This is a genomic window from Vibrio aerogenes (assembly GCF_024346755.1).
In the GTDB taxonomy this organism is placed as follows: Bacteria; Pseudomonadota; Gammaproteobacteria; order Enterobacterales; family Vibrionaceae; genus Vibrio; species Vibrio aerogenes.
Map to the genome: position 1 here is coordinate 423,354 of NZ_AP024861.1, position 18,975 is coordinate 442,328.

12 protein-coding genes are annotated in these 18,975 nt (G+C 46.1%); 4 read left to right on the plus strand and 8 right to left on the minus strand.

Going from position 1 to position 18,975, the window contains the following annotated elements; all coding sequences use genetic code 11:
- Positions 1-13: 13 nt before the first annotated feature.
- The 3 genes from pyrB to OCV29_RS02010 form a co-directional block, all read right to left on the minus strand.
- On the minus strand, positions 14-943 hold the full coding sequence (gene pyrB, locus OCV29_RS02000; protein WP_073602921.1) for an aspartate carbamoyltransferase: 930 nt from the start codon (positions 941-943) through the stop codon (positions 14-16).
- Between the two features lie 444 nt (positions 944-1,387).
- Positions 1,388-2,392, minus strand: coding sequence for an ornithine carbamoyltransferase (locus OCV29_RS02005; RefSeq protein WP_073602920.1), 1,005 nt, complete (start codon positions 2,390-2,392; stop codon positions 1,388-1,390).
- Positions 2,393-2,510: 118 nt separating this feature from the next.
- Positions 2,511-3,887: a PhoH family protein gene (locus tag OCV29_RS02010; protein WP_073602919.1), complete on the minus strand. Its 1,377-nt coding sequence runs from the start codon at positions 3,885-3,887 to the stop codon at positions 2,511-2,513.
- Positions 3,888-4,383: 496 nt separating this feature from the next.
- On the opposite strand from OCV29_RS02010, the gene rapA reads away from it, so the two are divergent.
- Positions 4,384-7,275, plus strand: a complete 2,892-nt coding sequence (gene rapA, locus OCV29_RS02015; RefSeq protein ID WP_073602918.1) for an RNA polymerase-associated protein RapA — start codon at positions 4,384-4,386, stop codon at positions 7,273-7,275.
- 78 nt (positions 7,276-7,353) lie between these two features.
- Here rapA and OCV29_RS02020 read toward each other — a convergent pair whose 3' ends face one another.
- Positions 7,354-8,745, minus strand: coding sequence for an NAD-dependent succinate-semialdehyde dehydrogenase (locus tag OCV29_RS02020; RefSeq protein WP_073602917.1), 1,392 nt, complete (start codon positions 8,743-8,745; stop codon positions 7,354-7,356).
- Positions 8,746-9,152: 407 nt separating this feature from the next.
- Positions 9,153-10,433, minus strand: coding sequence for an NRAMP family divalent metal transporter (locus tag OCV29_RS02025; protein ID WP_073602916.1), 1,281 nt, complete (start codon positions 10,431-10,433; stop codon positions 9,153-9,155).
- Positions 10,434-10,835: 402 nt separating this feature from the next.
- On the opposite strand from OCV29_RS02025, the gene OCV29_RS02030 reads away from it, so the two are divergent.
- Both OCV29_RS02030 and OCV29_RS02035 read left to right on the plus strand, forming a co-directional pair.
- Positions 10,836-11,573, plus strand: a complete 738-nt coding sequence (locus tag OCV29_RS02030) for a pseudouridine synthase (RefSeq protein WP_073602915.1) — start codon at positions 10,836-10,838, stop codon at positions 11,571-11,573.
- Between the two features lie 68 nt (positions 11,574-11,641).
- Positions 11,642-12,604 (plus strand): D-2-hydroxyacid dehydrogenase, encoded by a 963-nt coding sequence (locus OCV29_RS02035; RefSeq protein ID WP_073602914.1) that lies wholly within the window; start codon positions 11,642-11,644, stop codon positions 12,602-12,604.
- Between the two features lie 89 nt (positions 12,605-12,693).
- Here OCV29_RS02035 and OCV29_RS02040 read toward each other — a convergent pair whose 3' ends face one another.
- The 3 genes from OCV29_RS02040 to pepA all read right to left on the minus strand — a co-directional run bounded on the left by OCV29_RS02040 (position 12,694) and on the right by pepA (position 17,665).
- Positions 12,694-15,555 carry a valine--tRNA ligase gene (locus OCV29_RS02040; protein WP_073602913.1) on the minus strand — a complete coding sequence of 954 codons (2,862 nt, stop codon included), beginning with the start codon at positions 15,553-15,555 and terminating at the stop codon, positions 12,694-12,696.
- Between the two features lie 91 nt (positions 15,556-15,646).
- Positions 15,647-16,099, minus strand: a complete 453-nt coding sequence (locus OCV29_RS02045; RefSeq protein WP_073602912.1) for a DNA polymerase III subunit chi — start codon at positions 16,097-16,099, stop codon at positions 15,647-15,649.
- Between the two features lie 57 nt (positions 16,100-16,156).
- Positions 16,157-17,665: a leucyl aminopeptidase gene (gene pepA / locus OCV29_RS02050; protein ID WP_261887355.1), complete on the minus strand. Its 1,509-nt coding sequence runs from the start codon at positions 17,663-17,665 to the stop codon at positions 16,157-16,159.
- Positions 17,666-17,871: 206 nt separating this feature from the next.
- Here pepA and lptF point away from each other — a divergent pair, with 206 nt between their 5' ends.
- The gene (gene lptF, locus OCV29_RS02055; RefSeq protein WP_073601959.1) at positions 17,872-18,972 is read left to right on the plus strand and encodes an LPS export ABC transporter permease LptF; all 1,101 of its coding nucleotides are present in this window, start codon (positions 17,872-17,874) and stop codon (positions 18,970-18,972) included.
- The last annotated feature ends 3 nt before the right edge of the window (positions 18,973-18,975 follow it).

Here is an 18,975-nt window from a genome sequence, read left to right on the forward strand (position 1 = left end):
TTATCCTCCTCAGTTACAGACTGTCATTCAGTACTAATGAAAGTAAAGCTTCTCTTGCATACACACCATTTTCGGCCTGTTGAAAGAAATAAGCATGAGGTGTTTTGTCGACATCTGTCGTGATTTCATCAACCCTTGGCAGGGGATGCAATATCTTCATGTTAGCCCGGGCGTGAGTCAGGTGTGTCGCAGTTAAGATGAACGCAGAACGGATATGTGCATACTCAGATTCATCAAAACGTTCTTTTTGCACCCGGGTCATATACAAAATATCAACCTGAGGAATGATTTCTTCCATATCGGTATGCAGACTATATGGAATACCGGCATCGTCGAGTTCTTCCAATATATATTCAGGCATAGCCAGTGCGTCAGGTGCGATAAAGAAGAACCGATTATTTTTGAATTTAGCCAGTGCCTGAGTCAGAGAATGGACCGTTCGTCCGTATTTGAGATCGCCAACGAAGGCAATATTCAGGTTATCCAGTTGATTTTGTGTTTCTGAAATGGTGAATAAATCAAGCAGTGTCTGAGTGGGATGCTGATTCGCACCATCGCCGGCATTAATGACCGGCACGCCATTAGAGAATTCTGAAGCCAGACGGGCTGCGCCTTCCTGAGGGTGACGCATAACAAACGCATCAACATAGGATGAAATGACCTGCACAGAATCTGACAATGTTTCTCCTTTCTTCGCCAGCGAGGTGTTTCCACCGTTATCAAAGCCGATGACACTGCCACCGACTCTCTGGATTGCGGTTTCAAAAGAAAGCCGGGTACGGGTTGATGGCTCAAAAAAACAGCTGGCAACAACTTTGCCTTTCAGCAGATCAGGGGCTGGTTCTGCTTTCAGGCGAGCTGCTTGTTGAACAATTAATTCCAGCTCTTCCCGGGATAGTTCCGGAATTGAGATGATATGCTTTTTATAAAGCGTGTTGGTCATGATCATCCTCCCAGTGACCTTACATAGACGAGGCGCCAATATCACGGATATTGGCGCTGACTATTCGGGCGACACACATTCTGACAGATAAAAAAAGCCCCCCATATCGGGAGGCCCTGAATTCTTGATGAAAAAGAAAAAGTCATGCCTGGTAAGCAAAAAGGCTTACCCTGAGTACATTGAAAAGCAGCGACAATGTGGTCAGACATAACGATCTCCCAGACAAATTGCACGGGATTATACGCTTTAGTTTTTGAAGTGCAAGCGATTACATCATACTTTTTCCCGGGGATATTTCAGGAGATAACGAACGTTCAGGATAATTATTCAGACATTGGGGATGATTATGGCACATTGAGGGCTGTGCCATAATGAGCAGTCAGGTAGATAACTCGCTTATCTCATCAAATTGCAGTGGATAAGTGCAGTGAATGTGATGATCACTCAGGATCCGAGCGTTGCTACCATGACAGCTTTAATTGTGTGCATCCGGTTTTCAGCCTCATCAAATACAACAGAGTGCTCGGATTCAAAGACTTCCTCTGTGACTTCCAGGCCATTCATGCCATATTTTTCTGCAACATCTTTACCCACGGTCGTTTCATCATTATGAAACGCTGGCAGGCAGTGCATAAATTTCACATGAGGATTGCCGGTTTTTTTCAGCATATCCATTGTGACCTGATAAGGTTTCATGACTGCAACCCGTTCATCCCATGCTTCTGCAGATTCCCCCATAGAAACCCAGACATCGGTGTACAAAAAGTCACATCCTTTCACTCCGGTATCGACATCTTCAGTCAGTGTGATGCTTCCCCCGGTTGATTTTGTGATGGCGAGGCACTGCTGAACCAGTTCATCTTCAGGCCAGAAAGCCTTAGGCGCAACAAGCCGGATATCCATCCCCATTTTCGCAGCCCCGACCATCAGGGAATTACCCATATTGTTGCGGGCATCACCCAGATAGGCGAAAGAAATGTCATTCAGTTTTTTACCCTGACCATGTTCCTGCATGGTTAAAAAATCAGCCAGAATCTGAGTTGGATGAAACTCATCCGTTAGCCCATTCCAGACCGGAACGCCGGCATAAGCTCCCAGCTCTTCAACAATACTTTGCCCGTAACCGCGATACTGGATACCATCGTACATACGTCCCAGTACTCTGGCTGTATCTTTCATTGACTCTTTATGGCCGATTTGTGAACCGGATGGGCCGATATAAGATACCTGAGCCCCCTGATCGAATGCAGCGACTTCAAAAGCACAACGTGTCCGGGTCGACGATTTTTCAAAAATCAGTGCAATGTTTTTACCTGAGAGGTTTTTTTGTTCTGTTCCCGTGTATTTCGCATTTTTCAATCCGGCAGCCAGATCAATTAAAAACTGGATCTCAACAGGAGTGAAATCCAGTAATTTAAGAAAGTTACGATTACGTAAATTAAACGCCATATCATGGTCCTGGTTTATGATCATATCGATAAGGGCTAGTAAAACATAAAAAAGCGCCCTTTGTGAATAATTATTTCATCATCGGGCGCTTTTCTACATATTTTCTCTTTATTTGTGACTATAAATTCTCTTCTGCAAATTTGGCCAGACGGCTTCTTACCACACCATTGAGGTGAATATTTGCGCTGGCAGAGAAATTTTTAAATTGCTCTACCATATAAGTCAGCCCGGAAGTTACCGGGGTCAGGTAGTGTGAATCAATCTGAGCCAGATTACCTGAACAAACGATTTTAGTGCCTTCTCCACAGCGGGTAATAATGGTTTTGATTTGTGATGCGGTTAAATTCTGGCATTCATCCAGCAGAACAAATGCATTTTGAATCGAACGTCCCCGCATGAAATTAATCGATTTAAACTGAATATTCGCTTTATCACAGATGTACTTGAGTGAGCCCTCTGTACAGTGATCATGCTTGTGCAGCGCTTCCAGCGTATCTGTCACAGCGGCAAGCCAGGGCATCATTTTTTCCTCTTCGGTTCCGGGCAGATAACCGATCGATTCACCGATATCCGGCGTATTACGGGTGACAATGATTTTATCAAACATTCCTTTTTCTATTGTCTGCTCCAGTGCCGCAGCCAGCGTCAGCAACGTTTTACCGCTTCCGGCTGCACCGGTCAGAATCACCAGATCAATTTCCGGATCGAGCAGGGCGTCCATCGCCATGGCCTGATAGATATTTTTAGGCATGATATCCCATGCTTTCCGGTGCATCATCCGCTCTCTGCTCATATCTTTCAGGGTCAGCTTTTCACCTTCAAGCTGATGAACCTGCGCAGCAAAATCACTCTCTTCATCAATGATATATTGATTAATGAAAGTGGGTTCCAGCGGCGTTTTATCGAGCGAGTGATAGGTGATACCATTCAGATTATAGCTTTCAACTTCAGAGACAGAGTCCCAGAATTTACCTGTGCATTTCTGAAAACCTTTTGTCAGATACTGAATATCATCAATGAGCTGGTCAGTCCGGTAATCTTCAACGTGCAATACACCGGCACCTTTGGCCCGCAGCCGCATATTTATATCTTTGGTGACCAGCACCACAGACCGGGGCGCCCGTTTATTTTGTATATAAAGGACCGCATTCAAAATCCGGTTATCACCGGCTTTGTCGGCAAAGGCTTTGACGGTTTCCTGAAGCTCGAAATCAGCCAGAATAGAAATGGTTCCTGAGTGACTTCCGGCGCCTGAAACAGGAATACCTTCGGAAATTTCATCAGGGGTTGCATCGTGGAAGATGCTTTCAAGTGCACGGATCGCTACCCGAGCATCTCTGGCAACATCGCGTTTACTGTCTTTGATTCGGTCGAGTTCTTCGAGGACGGTCATCGGGATGACCACATCATGTTCTTGGAAGGAATAAATAGCCAGGGGCTCGTGAAGCAGGATATTGGTATCAAGGACAAACAGTTTCCGTTCGGTATCGCCCATAAGCGTCTCCTTGCCGTTTTACGGCATGATAAGAAGAGGAAGCTTGTTTACAGTGTCATCAGGTCATGATGAACAATCGGTTTGACCCATAGCCTGTATGACATACTGCAAACCCATTTTGTTACTTAATCAATACTCAATTAATACTTAATCAGTGCTTAATCAGTAAAAAAAGCTAAGCATGATTTATGCCGGTTAAAACGCTCCTTGTATTTCTCACCAACGTTGTCTGGTCGATAAAATAAGTATAAGCGCAAGCTCGTATTCTGTTCAAATACCGTTACCGTTTATTACAAATGCCATTCTTTTTTTACACTTTTGTGTCTTTTTAAATTATTCACTTCCTTTCAGCAGATTCGCGTGACCTGTCTCACGCCATCAAGTAAGATGAGCGCCATTTTTCTGCATCCGGCAGAAATAACAATCATAATGAAGTGACTTGCAGGACGGTCTGCTGAGTTCACCGGCAAATGGGTATAAGTGAGGTGTTCAATTCATGACTTTTGCGTTAGGGCAGCGTTGGATTAGTGATACAGAAAGCGACTTAGGATTAGGGACGGTTGTTGGATTAGAAGAACGAACCGTGACGCTGATGTTTGCCGCATCAGAAGAAAACCGGGTTTATGCACGTCATGATGCGCCAGTGACCCGGGTGATATTTCATCCGGGAGATATCGTTGATAGTCAGGAAGGTTGGTCACTGCTGATCGGACAAGTGGATGAGAACGACGGCATTTTGACTTACACCGGTGTCCGGCAGGATACAGAGGAACAAGCCGAGCTGCGCGAAGTTTTCCTCAGCCACCAGATTCGTTTTAATAAACCACAAGATAAGCTGTTTGCCGGCCAGGTTGACCGGATGGATAATTTTGTTCTGCGTTACCATGCGCTGCAAAATCAGCACCAGCAAAGTAAAAGCCCGATGCGTGGTTTGTGTGGCGGACGTGTGGGTTTGATTCCTCATCAGCTTTATATCGCCCAGGAAGTTGGCCGGCGTCATGCGCCCCGTGTATTGTTAGCCGACGAAGTGGGTTTAGGTAAAACAATTGAAGCTGGAATGATCATTCATCAGCAGGTTTTATTAGGTCGTGCTGAAAGAGTATTGATCGTGGTGCCGGAAACACTTCAGTACCAGTGGCTGGTTGAAATGATGCGTCGTTTTAATCTTCATTTCTCAATTTTTGATGAAGAGCGGTGTGTCGAATCTCAACTGGATAGCCCGAATCCTTTCGACTCTCAACAATTTATTCTCTGTTCTCTTGATTTCTTCCGGCGTTATGAAAAACGTCATCAGCAGGCTTTGGCGGTTCACTGGGATCTGCTGGTGGTGGATGAAGCGCATCACCTTGAATGGCAGGTTGATCATCCAAGCCCTGAATATGTAATGATTGAGTCGCTGGCAAAACAGATTTCTGGTGTTTTATTGCTGACAGCGACACCGGAGCAGTTAGGCCGGGAAAGTCATTTTGCCCGGTTACGATTATTAGATCCGGATCGTTTTTATGATTTTGAGGCCTTTATCCGGGAAGAAGAACAGTATATTCCGGTAGCAGAAGCCGTATCTGCGTTATCTGAAGCCAAACCATTATCAGATGAAGCGAAAAATCATATTGTCGAACTACTTTCTGAGCAGGATGTTGAGCCATTGTTCCGGATCATCGACAGCAATGCTGCGGAAGATGAAAAAGAAAACGCCAGAAGCGAGTTGATGAATAACCTGATGGATCGGCATGGAACCGGACGGGTTCTGTTCCGTAATACCAGAGCATCAATTCAGGGCTTCCCGCAACGGCGGGTGCACCTGCAGCCTCAGCCATTGCCTGATGCCTATCAGAAAATTAAATACCCGGACCCTGACGCGGAGTCAGAAGCGCGTGTGCTTACGACACGGCTGTATCCTGAAAGTATTTTTCAGGGCATTTTGCAAATGTGGTGGGAGCTTGATCCAAGGGTAGACTGGCTGATAGAAAAAGCGAAAAGTAAACGCTCCGAAAAAATACTGGTGATTGCTTCCAGAGCGGCAACAGCTCTGGATCTGGAGCAGGCACTCCGTGAACGGGAAGGGATTCGTGCCACTGTATTCCATGAAGGAATGTCGATTCTTGAACGGGATAAAGCATCTGCTTATTTCGCGCAGGAAGAAGGTGGTGCTCAGGTTCTGATTTGTAGTGAGATTGGTTCCGAAGGAAGGAATTTCCAGTTTGCCAGTCAGCTGGTCATGTTTGATCTGCCGATGAATCCGGACTTACTGGAACAACGGATTGGTCGTCTGGACCGGATTGGTCAGAAAAATGATATTGATATTCACGTCCCCTACCTTGAAGGGACGGCACAGGAAACTCTGGCGCAATGGTTCCATGAAGGGTTGAATGCGTTTGTTGAAACCTGTCCGACTGGTACGGCTGTGTTTGAGCGTTTTGCTGAGACGTTGAAGGCTCAGCTGGTTTCCGGGAATACCGCAGTATCTGAAGAACTGATTACTGAGACCCGGCATTTCAATCAGGAACTGAAGACGGCACTTGAACATGGACGGGACCGGCTTTTGGAAATGCATTCTCATGGTGGTGAAAAAGCAGACAAAATTGTGGACAGTATTTCCGGCAAAGATGGCGACAGTGAATTAATCACATTCTCCTTTGGTTTGTTTGATACCATCGGTCTGAATCAGGATGATTGTGGAGAAAATTCGCTGGTGATTACACCTTCTGAGCATATGTTAGTGCCAAGTTATCCCGGTTTGCCCGGTGATGGTGCGACGGTCACATTTGATCGTGAAACTGCTTTATCCCGTGAAGATATTCATTTTATCACCTGGGAACACCCGATGATTCAGGGCGGGATTGACCTGATCTTCAGTGAAGGCGTGGGCACATCTGCCGTCTCATTACTGAAAAACAAAGCATTGCCGGTTGGTACTGTATTACTTGAACTGATTTATGTGGTTGACGCTCAGGCACCGAAGAAAAGCGGAATCAGCCGTTTCTTACCGAGAACGCCGATCCGTTTGATGTTGGATGCCCGGGGCAATGATCTATCGGCACAGGTTGAGTTTGAAGGCTTCAATCGTCAGCTTAGCCCGGTGAATCGTCATATCGCGAATAAACTGGTGACTTCGGTACAAAACGAGGTTCATCAGTTAATCGAAGCCAGTGAAACCCTGATTGAACCGCGGGTTGATATGGTTCGTCAGGAAGCACAGAAAGAAATGGAGACGGTGCTGAATGCAGAGCTGGAAAGATTGCTGGCACTGAAAGCCGTCAATCCCAATATCCGGGATGATGAAGTAACCCTGCTGGAAAATCAGATTAAAGAACTGACGGCTTATATCGGGCAGGCACAGTATCAGCTGGACTCGTTACGCTTGATCATGGTGTCGCATAATGGTTGATTGAATTGCGTGCTGAAAGATAAAAAGGGGTGACGAATGTCACCCTTTTTCTTATCACACAAAACCTGCACATAAAAATCAGAAATTTCCGTCAATATCTGTAACTGCTACCAGCTTATGATTCACAAACTCTTTCAGGCCCAGATCTAATAATTCACGACCATAGCCGGAATGCTTAATGCCACCGAAGGGTAAATCTGCTTTCACAGCGGTTGGATGATTGACATATACCATCCCGGTTGAAATGCGATGTGCGACTTTTTCTGCATGTGCTTCATCTTTTCCGAATACTGAACCGCCCAGTCCGAATGGGGAATCGTTGGCAATGTGAATCGCATCATCTTCGTCTTTTGCACGGAAAATCATGGAAACCGGACCAAAAAACTCCCAGTAATAAGCTGGATTGTCAGGTGTAATATCAGTCAGAATTGTGGGCTGAACAAAAGCACCTTGTTCGGGCACTTTCGGACCAACCTGAAGAGCAGTAGCACCGTAAGCGACAGCCTGCGCAATTTTCTCTTTCACTTCATCGGCTGCCCCCTGAGATGACAATGGTGCAAGTGTTGTGTCTGGCGACATTGGATCGCCGGTTCTCAGTTCTGCAACGCCTTTTGTATACAACTTCAGAAATTCATCGTAGATTTCATCAGCGATAATCATACGTTTGGAAGAGACACACACCTGACCGGCATTCCAGTGACGGCCAAAAACGGCCCATTTGGCAGTCTTTTCCAGCTCTGCATCTTTCAGGACCACAAATGCATCGGCGCCACCCAGTTCCAGCGTTGATTTCTTCATAGCCCGGCCAGCCTGAGAAGCAACGATAGCTCCGGCACCTTCGGAGCCAGTTAAAGCGACACCGTGTACCCGGCGATCATTGATAATCATTTCAACCTGATCACGGGTAGCGTAGAGGTTCTGGAATGCGCCCTGAGGCAGACCGGCTTCCTGCATCAATGCTTCAAACGTTGCTGCACACTGCGGTACGTTCGATGCGTGTTTCAGCAGCAGAGTATTTCCGGCAGAAAGCTGTGGTGCCAGAATCCGGGCAATTTGGTAGTAAGGGAAATTCCATGGTTCAATCGCCAGCAATACGCCAAGTGGTTCGTTGACGATGGAGGCTGATTTGACTGCCGGGTCTTCAGATTCAATGATTCTGGGAGCCAGTAATGCTTCTGCATGTTTGACATAATATTCCATGATCTGCGCTGAAATTTCGACTTCTGCTTCCGCTTCGGCGATCAGTTTTCCCATCTCCAGCGTAAGAACTTCCGCATATTTTCTTTTATTCTGTCTCAGTAAATCAGCTGCTTTTTGCAGAATGGCTGCTCTCTGCTCAAAGCTGGTTTCACGCCAGGCTAAAAACGCATTGTGCGCCTGAGTAATGGCTTGTTCGACTTCTTCATCTGTTGAATTCGGGTAAGATTGAATCAATTCACCGGTATAGGGATTTGTTGTTGTATAGGCCATAGCTAACTCTCTCCTGTTGAATCATTGTGGGTATATTTAACTTATGATGTTTAACTTATTATGACTTTTGAACGACCAGGATGATTATTTATAGTTGGAGTGCCAAATAATTATCTGGATAACCACTTTTCTTATATGGTTAATCTAAATGTTTTACAGAGAAAAATCCACCGCTTATAAATCACATTTACCTATTCCTTTAATTGGTAAAACCAATGGATAGATAAATAAATGACTCTTTATTACTAATATATATATTATTTATTGAATCAGCATAGTTTTGATATATGTGGTTATTTGATTTTTATGATGAGGTTGAAGTTAACTTATTGTTTGTATGGATGAAATAAAAAGGCCAGTATCATCATCTGGCCTGGGGATAATAATATTTTTAATATAATTATTGATTATAAGAATAGTTTCCACCAAATAAATATACCTAAAAAACCGAATAAATAGATGAGTCCGGTAATTGATAAATATTTTAATTTCGGGCCTACAGCCAGCGGTTCCGGTAATGGTGTTTTTGTGACAAGAATATAATTTAATAATGCAAAAAATGGCGTTGTTATAAATGCCATGATCATTGCAAAGTTCAGCATTGGGATTAATGCTGATTTAGCAAAGAATAAAATACTCAAGGCACAGACAGAAACACACAACATCCAGAAAACGAGATTACTTTTCTCATCTGGTTGCTGCTGGTTTTGCTGCCTGAGTAACTGGTAAGATTCATCAATCACCCGCGAATAACCATCGATCACTGTAATCGTACTACCGAAAATGCAGAAAAATGCGACAACAGCAATCAGATAGCGGGACCATTCACCAATAGTGGATGCATACATGCCTACCAACTGATGTGTGAATCCAATCCCTGATTTTGAAAGCTCAGTTCCTGTACCGTGCAGTAATAATGCACCTAAAGCCAGAAAGATAATTGCCAGAATAGCGGTGCCAATATATCCAACATTAAAATCAAACAGTGCAGATTTGGCAGAGACTTCTTGCTGCTGGCACTGCTTTTTCAGCCAGACCGAAGTGATAGTGGAAATTTCTATGGGTGCTGGCATCCAGCCCATGGTCACGACAAGGAATCCGATCGCGGCCAGTGTCCACGGTGAGGGTGAGGGAGCATCAGGCAGCGTTTCAGCCGGGTGCCCAAAGGCAATAATCACAGCCAGCAGCGTGGTGATGGTCAGTACCGTCATGATGATCTTTGACATGCTGTCGAGTGCTTTATAATGACCGGCTAACAGAATCATCAGGCAGGTAGCGACGACCACAGCAGACAGGATTGTCCCTGATAATTCGAAGGGGACAAAATAGCCCAGCAGGCTGGCGCTGAACAGAGTCAGCGCCGCAGTATTAATGACGCTGGAAATCGCAGTGAGAATCATAAAGATCCAAAGATAAAAGCGGCCCAGACCTGCATACCCCTGAACCAGAGATTTCTGAGTACCCATGGTGTACTGAATCCCTGCTCTGAAAAAAGGATATTTAAACAAATTGACGAGCAGAATCAGCAGCGCAAGTTGCCAGCCATAGATTGCACCGGCTTTGGTGGAGGCTACCAGATGTGATCCACCAACTGCGGCGGCGGCCATCATGATACCTGGCCCGAGCGATTTCATCAGGCGTGAGAGAGGCGTCCCCTGATCTGAGGGATAGGAAGCCGTGTTTTCCATTCTTGTTCCTTATTTATCATGTACACAAACGCCCAAAAGAGCAGTAAACACGCTATTTGGGTTATCTGGTACGTTGTGTTGCAATGTTGTGTGTGCGAGCTTCCCGGTTTATTTATGGTGTCCGGTGCAGATCGTTATGTTTTATATTTTCCTATACTCAGGAATTTTGTTTTGTCAATTTTATCATCAATATCACATTGTCATAAAGTGTCAAATTATATTTACGCAGATTGATGAATATTTGCAGGCAGACCGCAATTCAGCCGGTGATCGATGTGAAAACAGAATGAGGGACTGCTTTGATGTCTGATAGTTTGCTGAATATCTCCGGTAAATCTGAATCATGCATCTTCAGGTCTTTTAGGTATATAATGCGGCGGTTTTGTTGAGAGAGATCTGCGCATGGCGATGACATCATACTTACCACCGACAACTCCATGGACAGATATCGTGCATGAAGATGACCATATTCTGGCCGTGAATAAACCTTCCGGCTTATTATCTGTACCGGGTAAAGCTCCTGAACATTACGACAGTATGTGGAGCCGTCTGGCAGAAACCTATCCGGATATTCAGGTGGTACACCGGCTGGATATGTCGACTTCAGGTCTGATGCTGTTTGCTAAAAATAAGCGGGTTGAAGGTGCGCTGAAGAAACAGTTCCAGTACCGGCTGACTCATAAAGTGTACTATGCACGGGTCTGGGGCATTGTTGAGACAGATGAAGGTGAAATTGATTTGCCGCTGATTTGTGACTGGCCGAACCGCCCCCGGCAAATAGTCTGCCACCAGACGGGTAAACCATCGAAAACGCTGTATCAGGTGGTCAAACGTGAAGAAAAGACCAGTGTTGTCCGGTTGTTTCCCGTTACCGGGCGATCGCATCAGCTTCGGGTTCATTTACAGGCAATTGGTTACCCGATCGTCGGGGATGAATTTTACGCGGATGAAGCGGCACAGGCTTTTTCTTCCCGGCTGGAATTACATGCGGCTGAGCTGAGTTTTTATCACCCAAGAAATGACTGGCTGAGGCGGATTTTTGTTCCCTGTGATTTTTATCCTGAAGCGGAAGAAACCATCTTTGAATGTTTCGATCCGGAAAGAAAACTCCCGGATTACAAGCAATTACCCCGTCCCTGAAAACAGGACAAATCTCACTCAGCACTATCGTCAGGTTGTTTGGATAGAACAGTAAGGAGAAAGGATTCATGTCTAAGCCTTTGGTTGTTTTTGTTGATCGGGCAACGATTCCGCCACAGATTCATTTGCCGGAACTCACGTTTGATCATCAATGGATGAGTTATGACACGACATCGGCGGATGAACTGTTACCACGTGTTCTGGATGCTGAAATCATTATTACCAATAAAGTCGTGTTTGATGCCACTGTGCTGGCGCAGTTGCCTCAACTGCGTTTACTGGCGGTGGCGGCAACCGGCGTGAATAATGTTGATATTGATTATTGCCGCGCACATGGTATTGCAGTGGCTAATGTTCAGGGATATGCAACACAATCTGTGCCGGAACATGTGGTTGGGATGATGTTTGCTCTTCGGCGCAACCTGATGGCTTATCATCAGGATATTTGCCGGGGTGTCTGGCAACAGGAGAAGCAATTTTGTTTCTTTACGCATCCGATCGGGGATATCGCAGGGAAAACCATGGGAATAATTGGCTCGGGAGCGTTAGGTCAGGCAACTGCAACACTGGCACAGGCGCTGGGGATGCAAGTTATCTTTAGTGAAAGAAAAGGGCGTAATGAATGCCGGGAAGGCTTTGTTCCTTTTGAACAGGCACTTCAGCAGGCAGATGTGCTCACTTTGCATTGCCCTCTGACCGAAGAAACCCGCAATTTAATCAGTTCCGATGAGCTGGAGATGATGAAGCCGGATGCGATTCTGATTAACACGGGGCGCGGCGGACTGGTCGATGAGCAGGCACTGGTTCATGCTTTAAAGCAAGGCGATATCGCGGGCGCTGGTGTAGATGTTTTTACTCAGGAGCCAGCGGATGAATCGAATCCGTTACTGGCCAATGCAGACTTGCCGAATCTGCTGCTGACGCCGCACGTCGCCTGGGGAAGTGATTCTTCGATTCAGAAACTGGCGGGTATCCTGATCGATAATATCAATGCTTTTATACGTGGTGAACATCAGAACCGTGTTGTTTAAGCATTCGTGTTTAATCACTCCGGATAACCCACGAAAAAGGCAGCTCAACAGAGCTGCCTTTTGCATTTTTGCCGGTTCACCGGGAAGGTTTATAAAGAAGCGATGGTGACTTTCTGTTCTTCCAGTTTCACCAGCGATTCTTTGTAGCCTTCAAGCTTCTCACGTTCTTTGGCAACCACAGCTTCAGGTGCTTTGGCAACAAATCCCTGATTGTTCAGTTTGCCTTCAATCCGTTTGATTTCACCCTCAGTTTTGGCAATCTCTTTACCAAGACGTTCAAGCTCTGCATCTTTGTCGATTAAGCCAGCCATTGGAATCATCAGCTCTGATTTGCCGACTAATGCAGTGGCACAGGCGGGGAGAGTCTCATCATCAGCAATCATCCGGATACTTTCCAGTTTCGCCAGTGATGTCAGCACCTGTTTGTTCGCTTCCAGACGCGCTGCGTCAGTTGCATTGTCCGCTTTGAGCATGACATCCAGTGGCTTACCCGGATTGATATCATACTCAGCCCGCAGGTTACGGATGCTGGTGATAAAGGCTTTGACCCACTCGATATCGTCCAGTGCTTCCTGATGGAAGTTGGCTTCAGTGTACTGTGGCAGCGCCTGAAGCATGATGGTATCGCCTTCGATGCCGTCAACCAGTGGCTTCACACTTTGCCAGATGGTTTCGGTGATATAAGGCAGAACCGGATGTGCCAGACGCAGTGTTTTCTCCAGTACAGTAATCAGTGTACGGCGGGTTGCGCGTTGCTGTGCTTCAGTTCCTTTCCATAAAACAGGTTTGGTCAGCTCAAGATACCAGTCACAGAACTGGTTCCAGATAAACTCGTACAGGGTATTGGCTGCCATATCCAGACGGTAATTGTCGATATGGCTGTTAAAACTTTTTGCTGCCAGCTCAAACTGAGACTCGATCCATTTATCTGCCAGTGAATATTCCAGTTCAGCACCCGCGGCAAAACCGCAGTCTTGCTCCTGTGTATTCATCAGCACATAGCGACTGGCATTCCACAGTTTGTTACAGAAGTTGCGGTAACCTTCCAGACGCTTCATATCCCAGTTGATATCACGTCCGGTGGATGCCATTGCAGCCAGTGTAAAGCGCAGTGCATCTGTACCGTAGGCTTCAATACCGTTCTCAAACGTTTTCCGGGTATTCTTTTCAATTTTTGTGGCCAGCTGTGGCTGCATCATGTTACCGGTGCGCTTTTTCACCAGTGATTCAAGATCAATCCCGTCAATCATGTCGATCGGGTCAATGACATTGCCTTTTGATTTCGACATCTTGTCACCGTTTTCGTCACGGATAAGCCCGGTGACGTAGACGGTTTTAAACGGTACCTGAGGTTTGCCATTTTCATCTTTCATGAAATGCATCGTCATCATGATCATCCGGGCTACCCAGAAGAAAATGATGTCAAAGCCAGTCACCAGCACATCGGTTGGATGGAATGTTTTCAGTTCCGGGGTTTGCTCCGGCCAGCCTAATGTTCCAAATGTCCATAATGCAGATGAAAACCAGGTATCCAGTACATCTTCATCCTGATTCAGAGAGACGGAAGCGTCCAGGTTATGTTTGCTTCTGACTTCTTCTTCATTGCGGCCGACATACACTTTACCCTGATCGTCGTACCATGCCGGAATCCGGTGTCCCCACCATAACTGACGGGAAATACACCAGTCCTGAATGTCACGCATCCATGAGAAGTACATATTTTCATACTGCTTCGGAACGAACTGGATCTCACCATCTTCAACGGCTTTTGTTGCGACTTCCGCCAGTGGTGCTGCGCGGACATACCATTGGTCAGTCAGCATAGGTTCAATCACAACGCCGCCACGATCACCGTAAGGAATTGTCAAATCATGGTCTTTGATTTCATCAAGCAGCCCAAGCTGGTCAAACTCAGCCACAATCGCTTTACGTGCCGCGAATCTTTCCAGCCCCTGATAGTTAGCTGGCAGCTCAGATGAGTAAGCGTCACTTGGTTCACCTTTAGTGGTAAACACTTCAGCTTCCTGACGGACATAAGCATCAAAGGTGAAAATGTTGATCATGGGCAGACTGTGACGTTTACCGACTTCGTAGTCGTTAAAGTCATGTGCAGGCGTGATTTTTACACAGCCGGTGCCTTTTTCCATATCGGCATGTTCGTCGCCAACGATTGGGATACGACGATTCACGACCGGTAACATCACATGCTGACCAATCAGGTCTTTATAGCGTGGATCTTCCGGGTTAACCGCAACACCGGTATCGCCCAACATTGTTTCCGGACGCGTGGTTGCAACGACGATATAATCTTTGCCATCTGCTGTTTTGACACCATCCGCCAGTGGATAGCGGAAATGCCACATATGGCCTTTTTTGTCTTTGTTTTCAACTTCCAGATCGGAAATTGCAGTATGTAGTTTTGGATCCCAGTTGACCAGGCGTTTGCCCCGGTAGATCAGATCGTCTTCGTACAAGCGGACAAAGACTTCCTGAACGGCTTTGTAGAATCCATCGTCCATGGTGAATCGTTCACGATCCCAGTCTACGGAAGCACCTAAACGACGCAGCTGTTTTGTGATGTTGCCGCCGGATTCATTTTTCCATTCCCAGATTTTATCGGTGAAAGCTTCACGACCATAGTCATGCTTGGTTTTGCCTTCTTCAGCATCGATTTTACGCTCTACCAGCATCTGAGTTGCAATACCCGCATGGTCCGTACCAACCTGCCATAAAGTATTATGGCCTTTCATGCGCTGGCATCGGATCAATGTATCCATAATCGTATCCTGGAATGCATGGCCCATATGCAGGCTACCAGTGACATTCGGTGGCGGAATCATGATACTGTATGATGGTTGCGATGTATCACCGTTTGGTTTGAAGTAACCTTTCTCTTCCCAGGCCTGATAAAGGGCCTGTTCAATTGATGTTGGGTTGTATGTTTTTTCCATAGTACTCTTCAATGGACACTTGTGTATTAGAACAATCGGTTAAACGTTATACCTAAAGCTTCTGTGATCAGAATGACCTGAACTATAACGTTTATTCCGGATAATTAATTTCAATCGTCTGAAGCTGATAACCCGCCTGACGATAAATTTTGTAGCGCTCTCTTGCCAGTTGTCTGGCATTCTCTTCGCAGGGAACGAAGTCTACCACCTGACTAAACTGATTCGCAAAGGTTGTCTGACAGTCTGCCAGATTTATCAGGAGCTGACGGTTTTTTGCCGGGCGTATTCCCTGATAGCCAATTTCGACATGTGTGCCGTAACCTGGCCCTTCGCCGACCAGATTATGAGCGATGAAGTCTTTGGGTTCAACCTGCCAGAATACCTCAGCCAGCATTTCTGCTTTCTCTTTCGAGTGGCAATGAATAAATATCTTTGCCCCCTGACGGGAGAAATGGCGGGCCAGAAAGTGAACATATGCTAAAAACCCATCCGTCTCTGCCTGTGGGCTTGCGGGCCGGACAATATAAAAGGTGACTGTTTTCATGGCGTGGTCATCAGGCTGAAATCAAAGAAGGCCGGTTCCGGCCTTCTCTGTTAAAGATTACTCTTCATCTTCCAGCCCGCTGCGATTCAGTAAGAACTGAACCAGCAGGGATACAGGACGACCCGTCGAGCCTTTTGCTGCGCCTGAGCGCCATGCCGTGCCAGCAATATCAATGTGCGCCCAGTTATATTTCCGGGTAAACTTTGAAAGGAAGCAACCCGCTGTAATGGCACCACCCGGACGTCCGCCAATATTAGCCATATCAGCAAACGGACTTTTCAGTTGTTCCTGATATTCATCGGTAATTGGCAGTCGCCATGCACGGTCACTTGCCTGTTCGGATGCACTGATTAATTCATGTCCAAGTGGGTTATGGTTTGACATGACACCACTAAGATGATGACCCAGTGCAATCACACATGCGCCAGTCAGGGTCGCCACATCGATGACACATTCCGGTTCGTAGCGCTCAACATAAGTCAGAGCATCACAAAGAACCAGACGACCTTCGGCATCCGTGTTCAGCACTTCGACAGTTTGGCCAGACATGGTGGTTAAAATGTCACCGGGACGGTAAGCCTGGCTACCGGGCATATTTTCACAACCGGCAAGCACACCAATAATGTTCAGCGGTAAATTCAGGGCAGCAACTGCCTTCATTGTCCCAAATACAGAGGCCGCGCCACACATGTCGTATTTCATTTCATCCATGGATTCGCCCGGTTTCAGGGAAATACCACCGGAGTCGAAGGTCAGGCCTTTACCAACCAGAACGATCGGCTTTGCTTCCGGATCCGGATGTCCTTTATATTCGATCACTGACATCATGGATTCATTACGTGAACCCCGGCCGACAGCGAGATAAGAGGTCATGCCGAGCTTTTCCATCTCTTCTTCGCCGATGATTTTTGTCGTCACTGCGCTGTAGTCATCGGCCAGACGGCGAGCCTGAGATGCCAGATATGCCGGGTTTGCAATATTCGGTGGCATATTTCCGAGATCTTTACAAGACCGCACGCCATCAGAAATTGCCAGAGCGTGGGTGATGGCTTTTTCACCAAGACTCAATTCTCTGCGGGTTGGCACATTAAATACCAGCTTCCTCAATGGACGGCGGGTTTCCGGCTTGGTACTTTTAAATTGATCGAAGGTATATAATCCGTCTTTCGTTGCTTCAACTGCCTGACGAACTTTCCAGTAAGTATCCCGGCCTTTCACATGAAGTTCCGTCAAGAAGCAAACTGCCTCCATTGAACCGGTTTCATTTAAGGTACTGATAGTTTTCTGGATAATGTCTTTATATTGACGTTCACCCAATTCCCTTTCTTTGCCGCACCCTACTAATAAAACCCGTTCGGATAATACACCGGGAACCTGATGAAGCAGTAACATCTGGCCTGATTTTCCTTCCAGATCACCACGGCGAAGTAATGAACTGATGTAACCGTCGCTGATTTTATCCAGTTGCTCGGCTACCGGAGAAAGGCGGCGTGGTTCAAATACTCCGACGACAATACAGGCACTGCGCTGTTTCTCCGGACTACCACTTTTAACACTAAACTCCATGCGTACTCCTACATGTGAAGACAAACAGAACTAAATCGTAGATAATGCACTCTTAATAAGTTCATCATGAATCCTGAACTATTATGTTGAAGCTGAATCAAATTTTCAGCGACGACTCAGGCAATAAAGTTCTATAAAATACAAGTTTCATTCAAAAACTATAGTGATTCAATTAAAAAAACAAGTTTTTCATAGGTAATTTCAGTGTGATTATCGTTAGATATTTAATCAGAGAAACATTAAAAAGCCAGCTGGCCATATTTTTTATCCTGTTTTTAGTGTTTCTCAGTCAGAAATTCATTCGCGTGCTGGCGGAAGCATCAGATGGTGAAATACCGGCTGGCATGATTATGTCGATTGTCGGGCTGAATATGCCGGCGATGGGGCTGCTGATGTTGCCGCTGAGTCTTTACATCGGGATCCTGATCACTTTTGGCCGTTTGTATGCTGAAAGTGAAATTACTGTAATGAATGCCACCGGAATCGGGAATAAATTTCTGGTGAGGGCTGCGTTATATCTGGCTTTGATTACTGCAAGCTTTGCGGCATTTAACGCGTTGTGGCTGTCGCCATGGAGCCAGGATCGGGAAGCGCAACTGATGGAAACTCTGGCGGCTGAAAACCGGGTCGATTTGTTACAGAAAGGCCATTTTCAGCGTTCTCCGGATGGTTCGTCGGTGATTTTTATCGATGATATTGAAAACCGGAAGTTGCACAACGTGTTTGTCGCTCAGCTGACCCCCAGAGATTCAATTTTGCCCAGTGTGATGTTTTCCGATTCCGGAGATGTGAAAGAGTTAAGTGATGGCCGCCAGATTATTACCATGTATAACGGAACGCGCTATGAAGGCTTGCCGACACAAATCAATTATATGATTACCCGATTCGATGAATATGATGGGTTGATAGGGCAGCGTAAGGTGAAAAATAAGGGACGCGACTGGGAAGCTCAACCCACACTGGACTTAGTGAAAAACCCGGATCGACGAGCAAAGGCTGAGCTGCAATGGCGAATATCACTGGTTGTTTGTATTCCATTATTAACCATGCTGGTTGTGCCTCTGTCCGCGGTGAATCCCCGACAGGGTCGTTTTGCTAAAATGGGACCGGCAATTTTGATTTATCTGGCTTATTTTCTTGCGATCAGTGCCGGAAAATCTGCAATTGAAGATGGTGGTATTCCGGCGTTTGTCGGCCTGTGGCCAATTAATGCGGCATTACTTATTACAGCATTGTTTGTGAACAGTCTGGATAGTGTGATGGTCCGTAAACTCAAAGATAAGATCAGACAGAGAAAGGTGGCGTAAGCC

What these genes read in the sequence shown, in the direction of transcription:
- OCV29_RS02025 (WP_073602916.1), bottom strand. Translation starts at nt 10,433, where the DNA reads ATGGAAAACACGGCTTCCTATCCCTCAGATCAGGGGACGCCTCTCTCA.
- OCV29_RS02020 (WP_073602917.1), bottom strand. Translation starts at nt 8,745, where the DNA reads ATGGCCTATACAACAACAAATCCCTATACCGGTGAATTGATTCAATCT.
- rapA (WP_073602918.1), top strand. Translation starts at nt 4,384, where the DNA reads ATGACTTTTGCGTTAGGGCAGCGTTGGATTAGTGATACAGAAAGCGAC.
- OCV29_RS02035 (WP_073602914.1), top strand. Translation starts at nt 11,642, where the DNA reads ATGTCTAAGCCTTTGGTTGTTTTTGTTGATCGGGCAACGATTCCGCCA.
- OCV29_RS02040 (WP_073602913.1), bottom strand. Translation starts at nt 15,555, where the DNA reads ATGGAAAAAACATACAACCCAACATCAATTGAACAGGCCCTTTATCAG.
- OCV29_RS02010 (WP_073602919.1), bottom strand. Translation starts at nt 3,887, where the DNA reads ATGGGCGATACCGAACGGAAACTGTTTGTCCTTGATACCAATATCCTG.
- pyrB (WP_073602921.1), bottom strand. Translation starts at nt 943, where the DNA reads ATGACCAACACGCTTTATAAAAAGCATATCATCTCAATTCCGGAACTA.
- OCV29_RS02030 (WP_073602915.1), top strand. Translation starts at nt 10,836, where the DNA reads ATGGCGATGACATCATACTTACCACCGACAACTCCATGGACAGATATC.
- OCV29_RS02005 (WP_073602920.1), bottom strand. Translation starts at nt 2,392, where the DNA reads ATGGCGTTTAATTTACGTAATCGTAACTTTCTTAAATTACTGGATTTC.
- OCV29_RS02045 (WP_073602912.1), bottom strand. Translation starts at nt 16,099, where the DNA reads ATGAAAACAGTCACCTTTTATATTGTCCGGCCCGCAAGCCCACAGGCA.
- pepA (WP_261887355.1), bottom strand. Translation starts at nt 17,665, where the DNA reads ATGGAGTTTAGTGTTAAAAGTGGTAGTCCGGAGAAACAGCGCAGTGCC.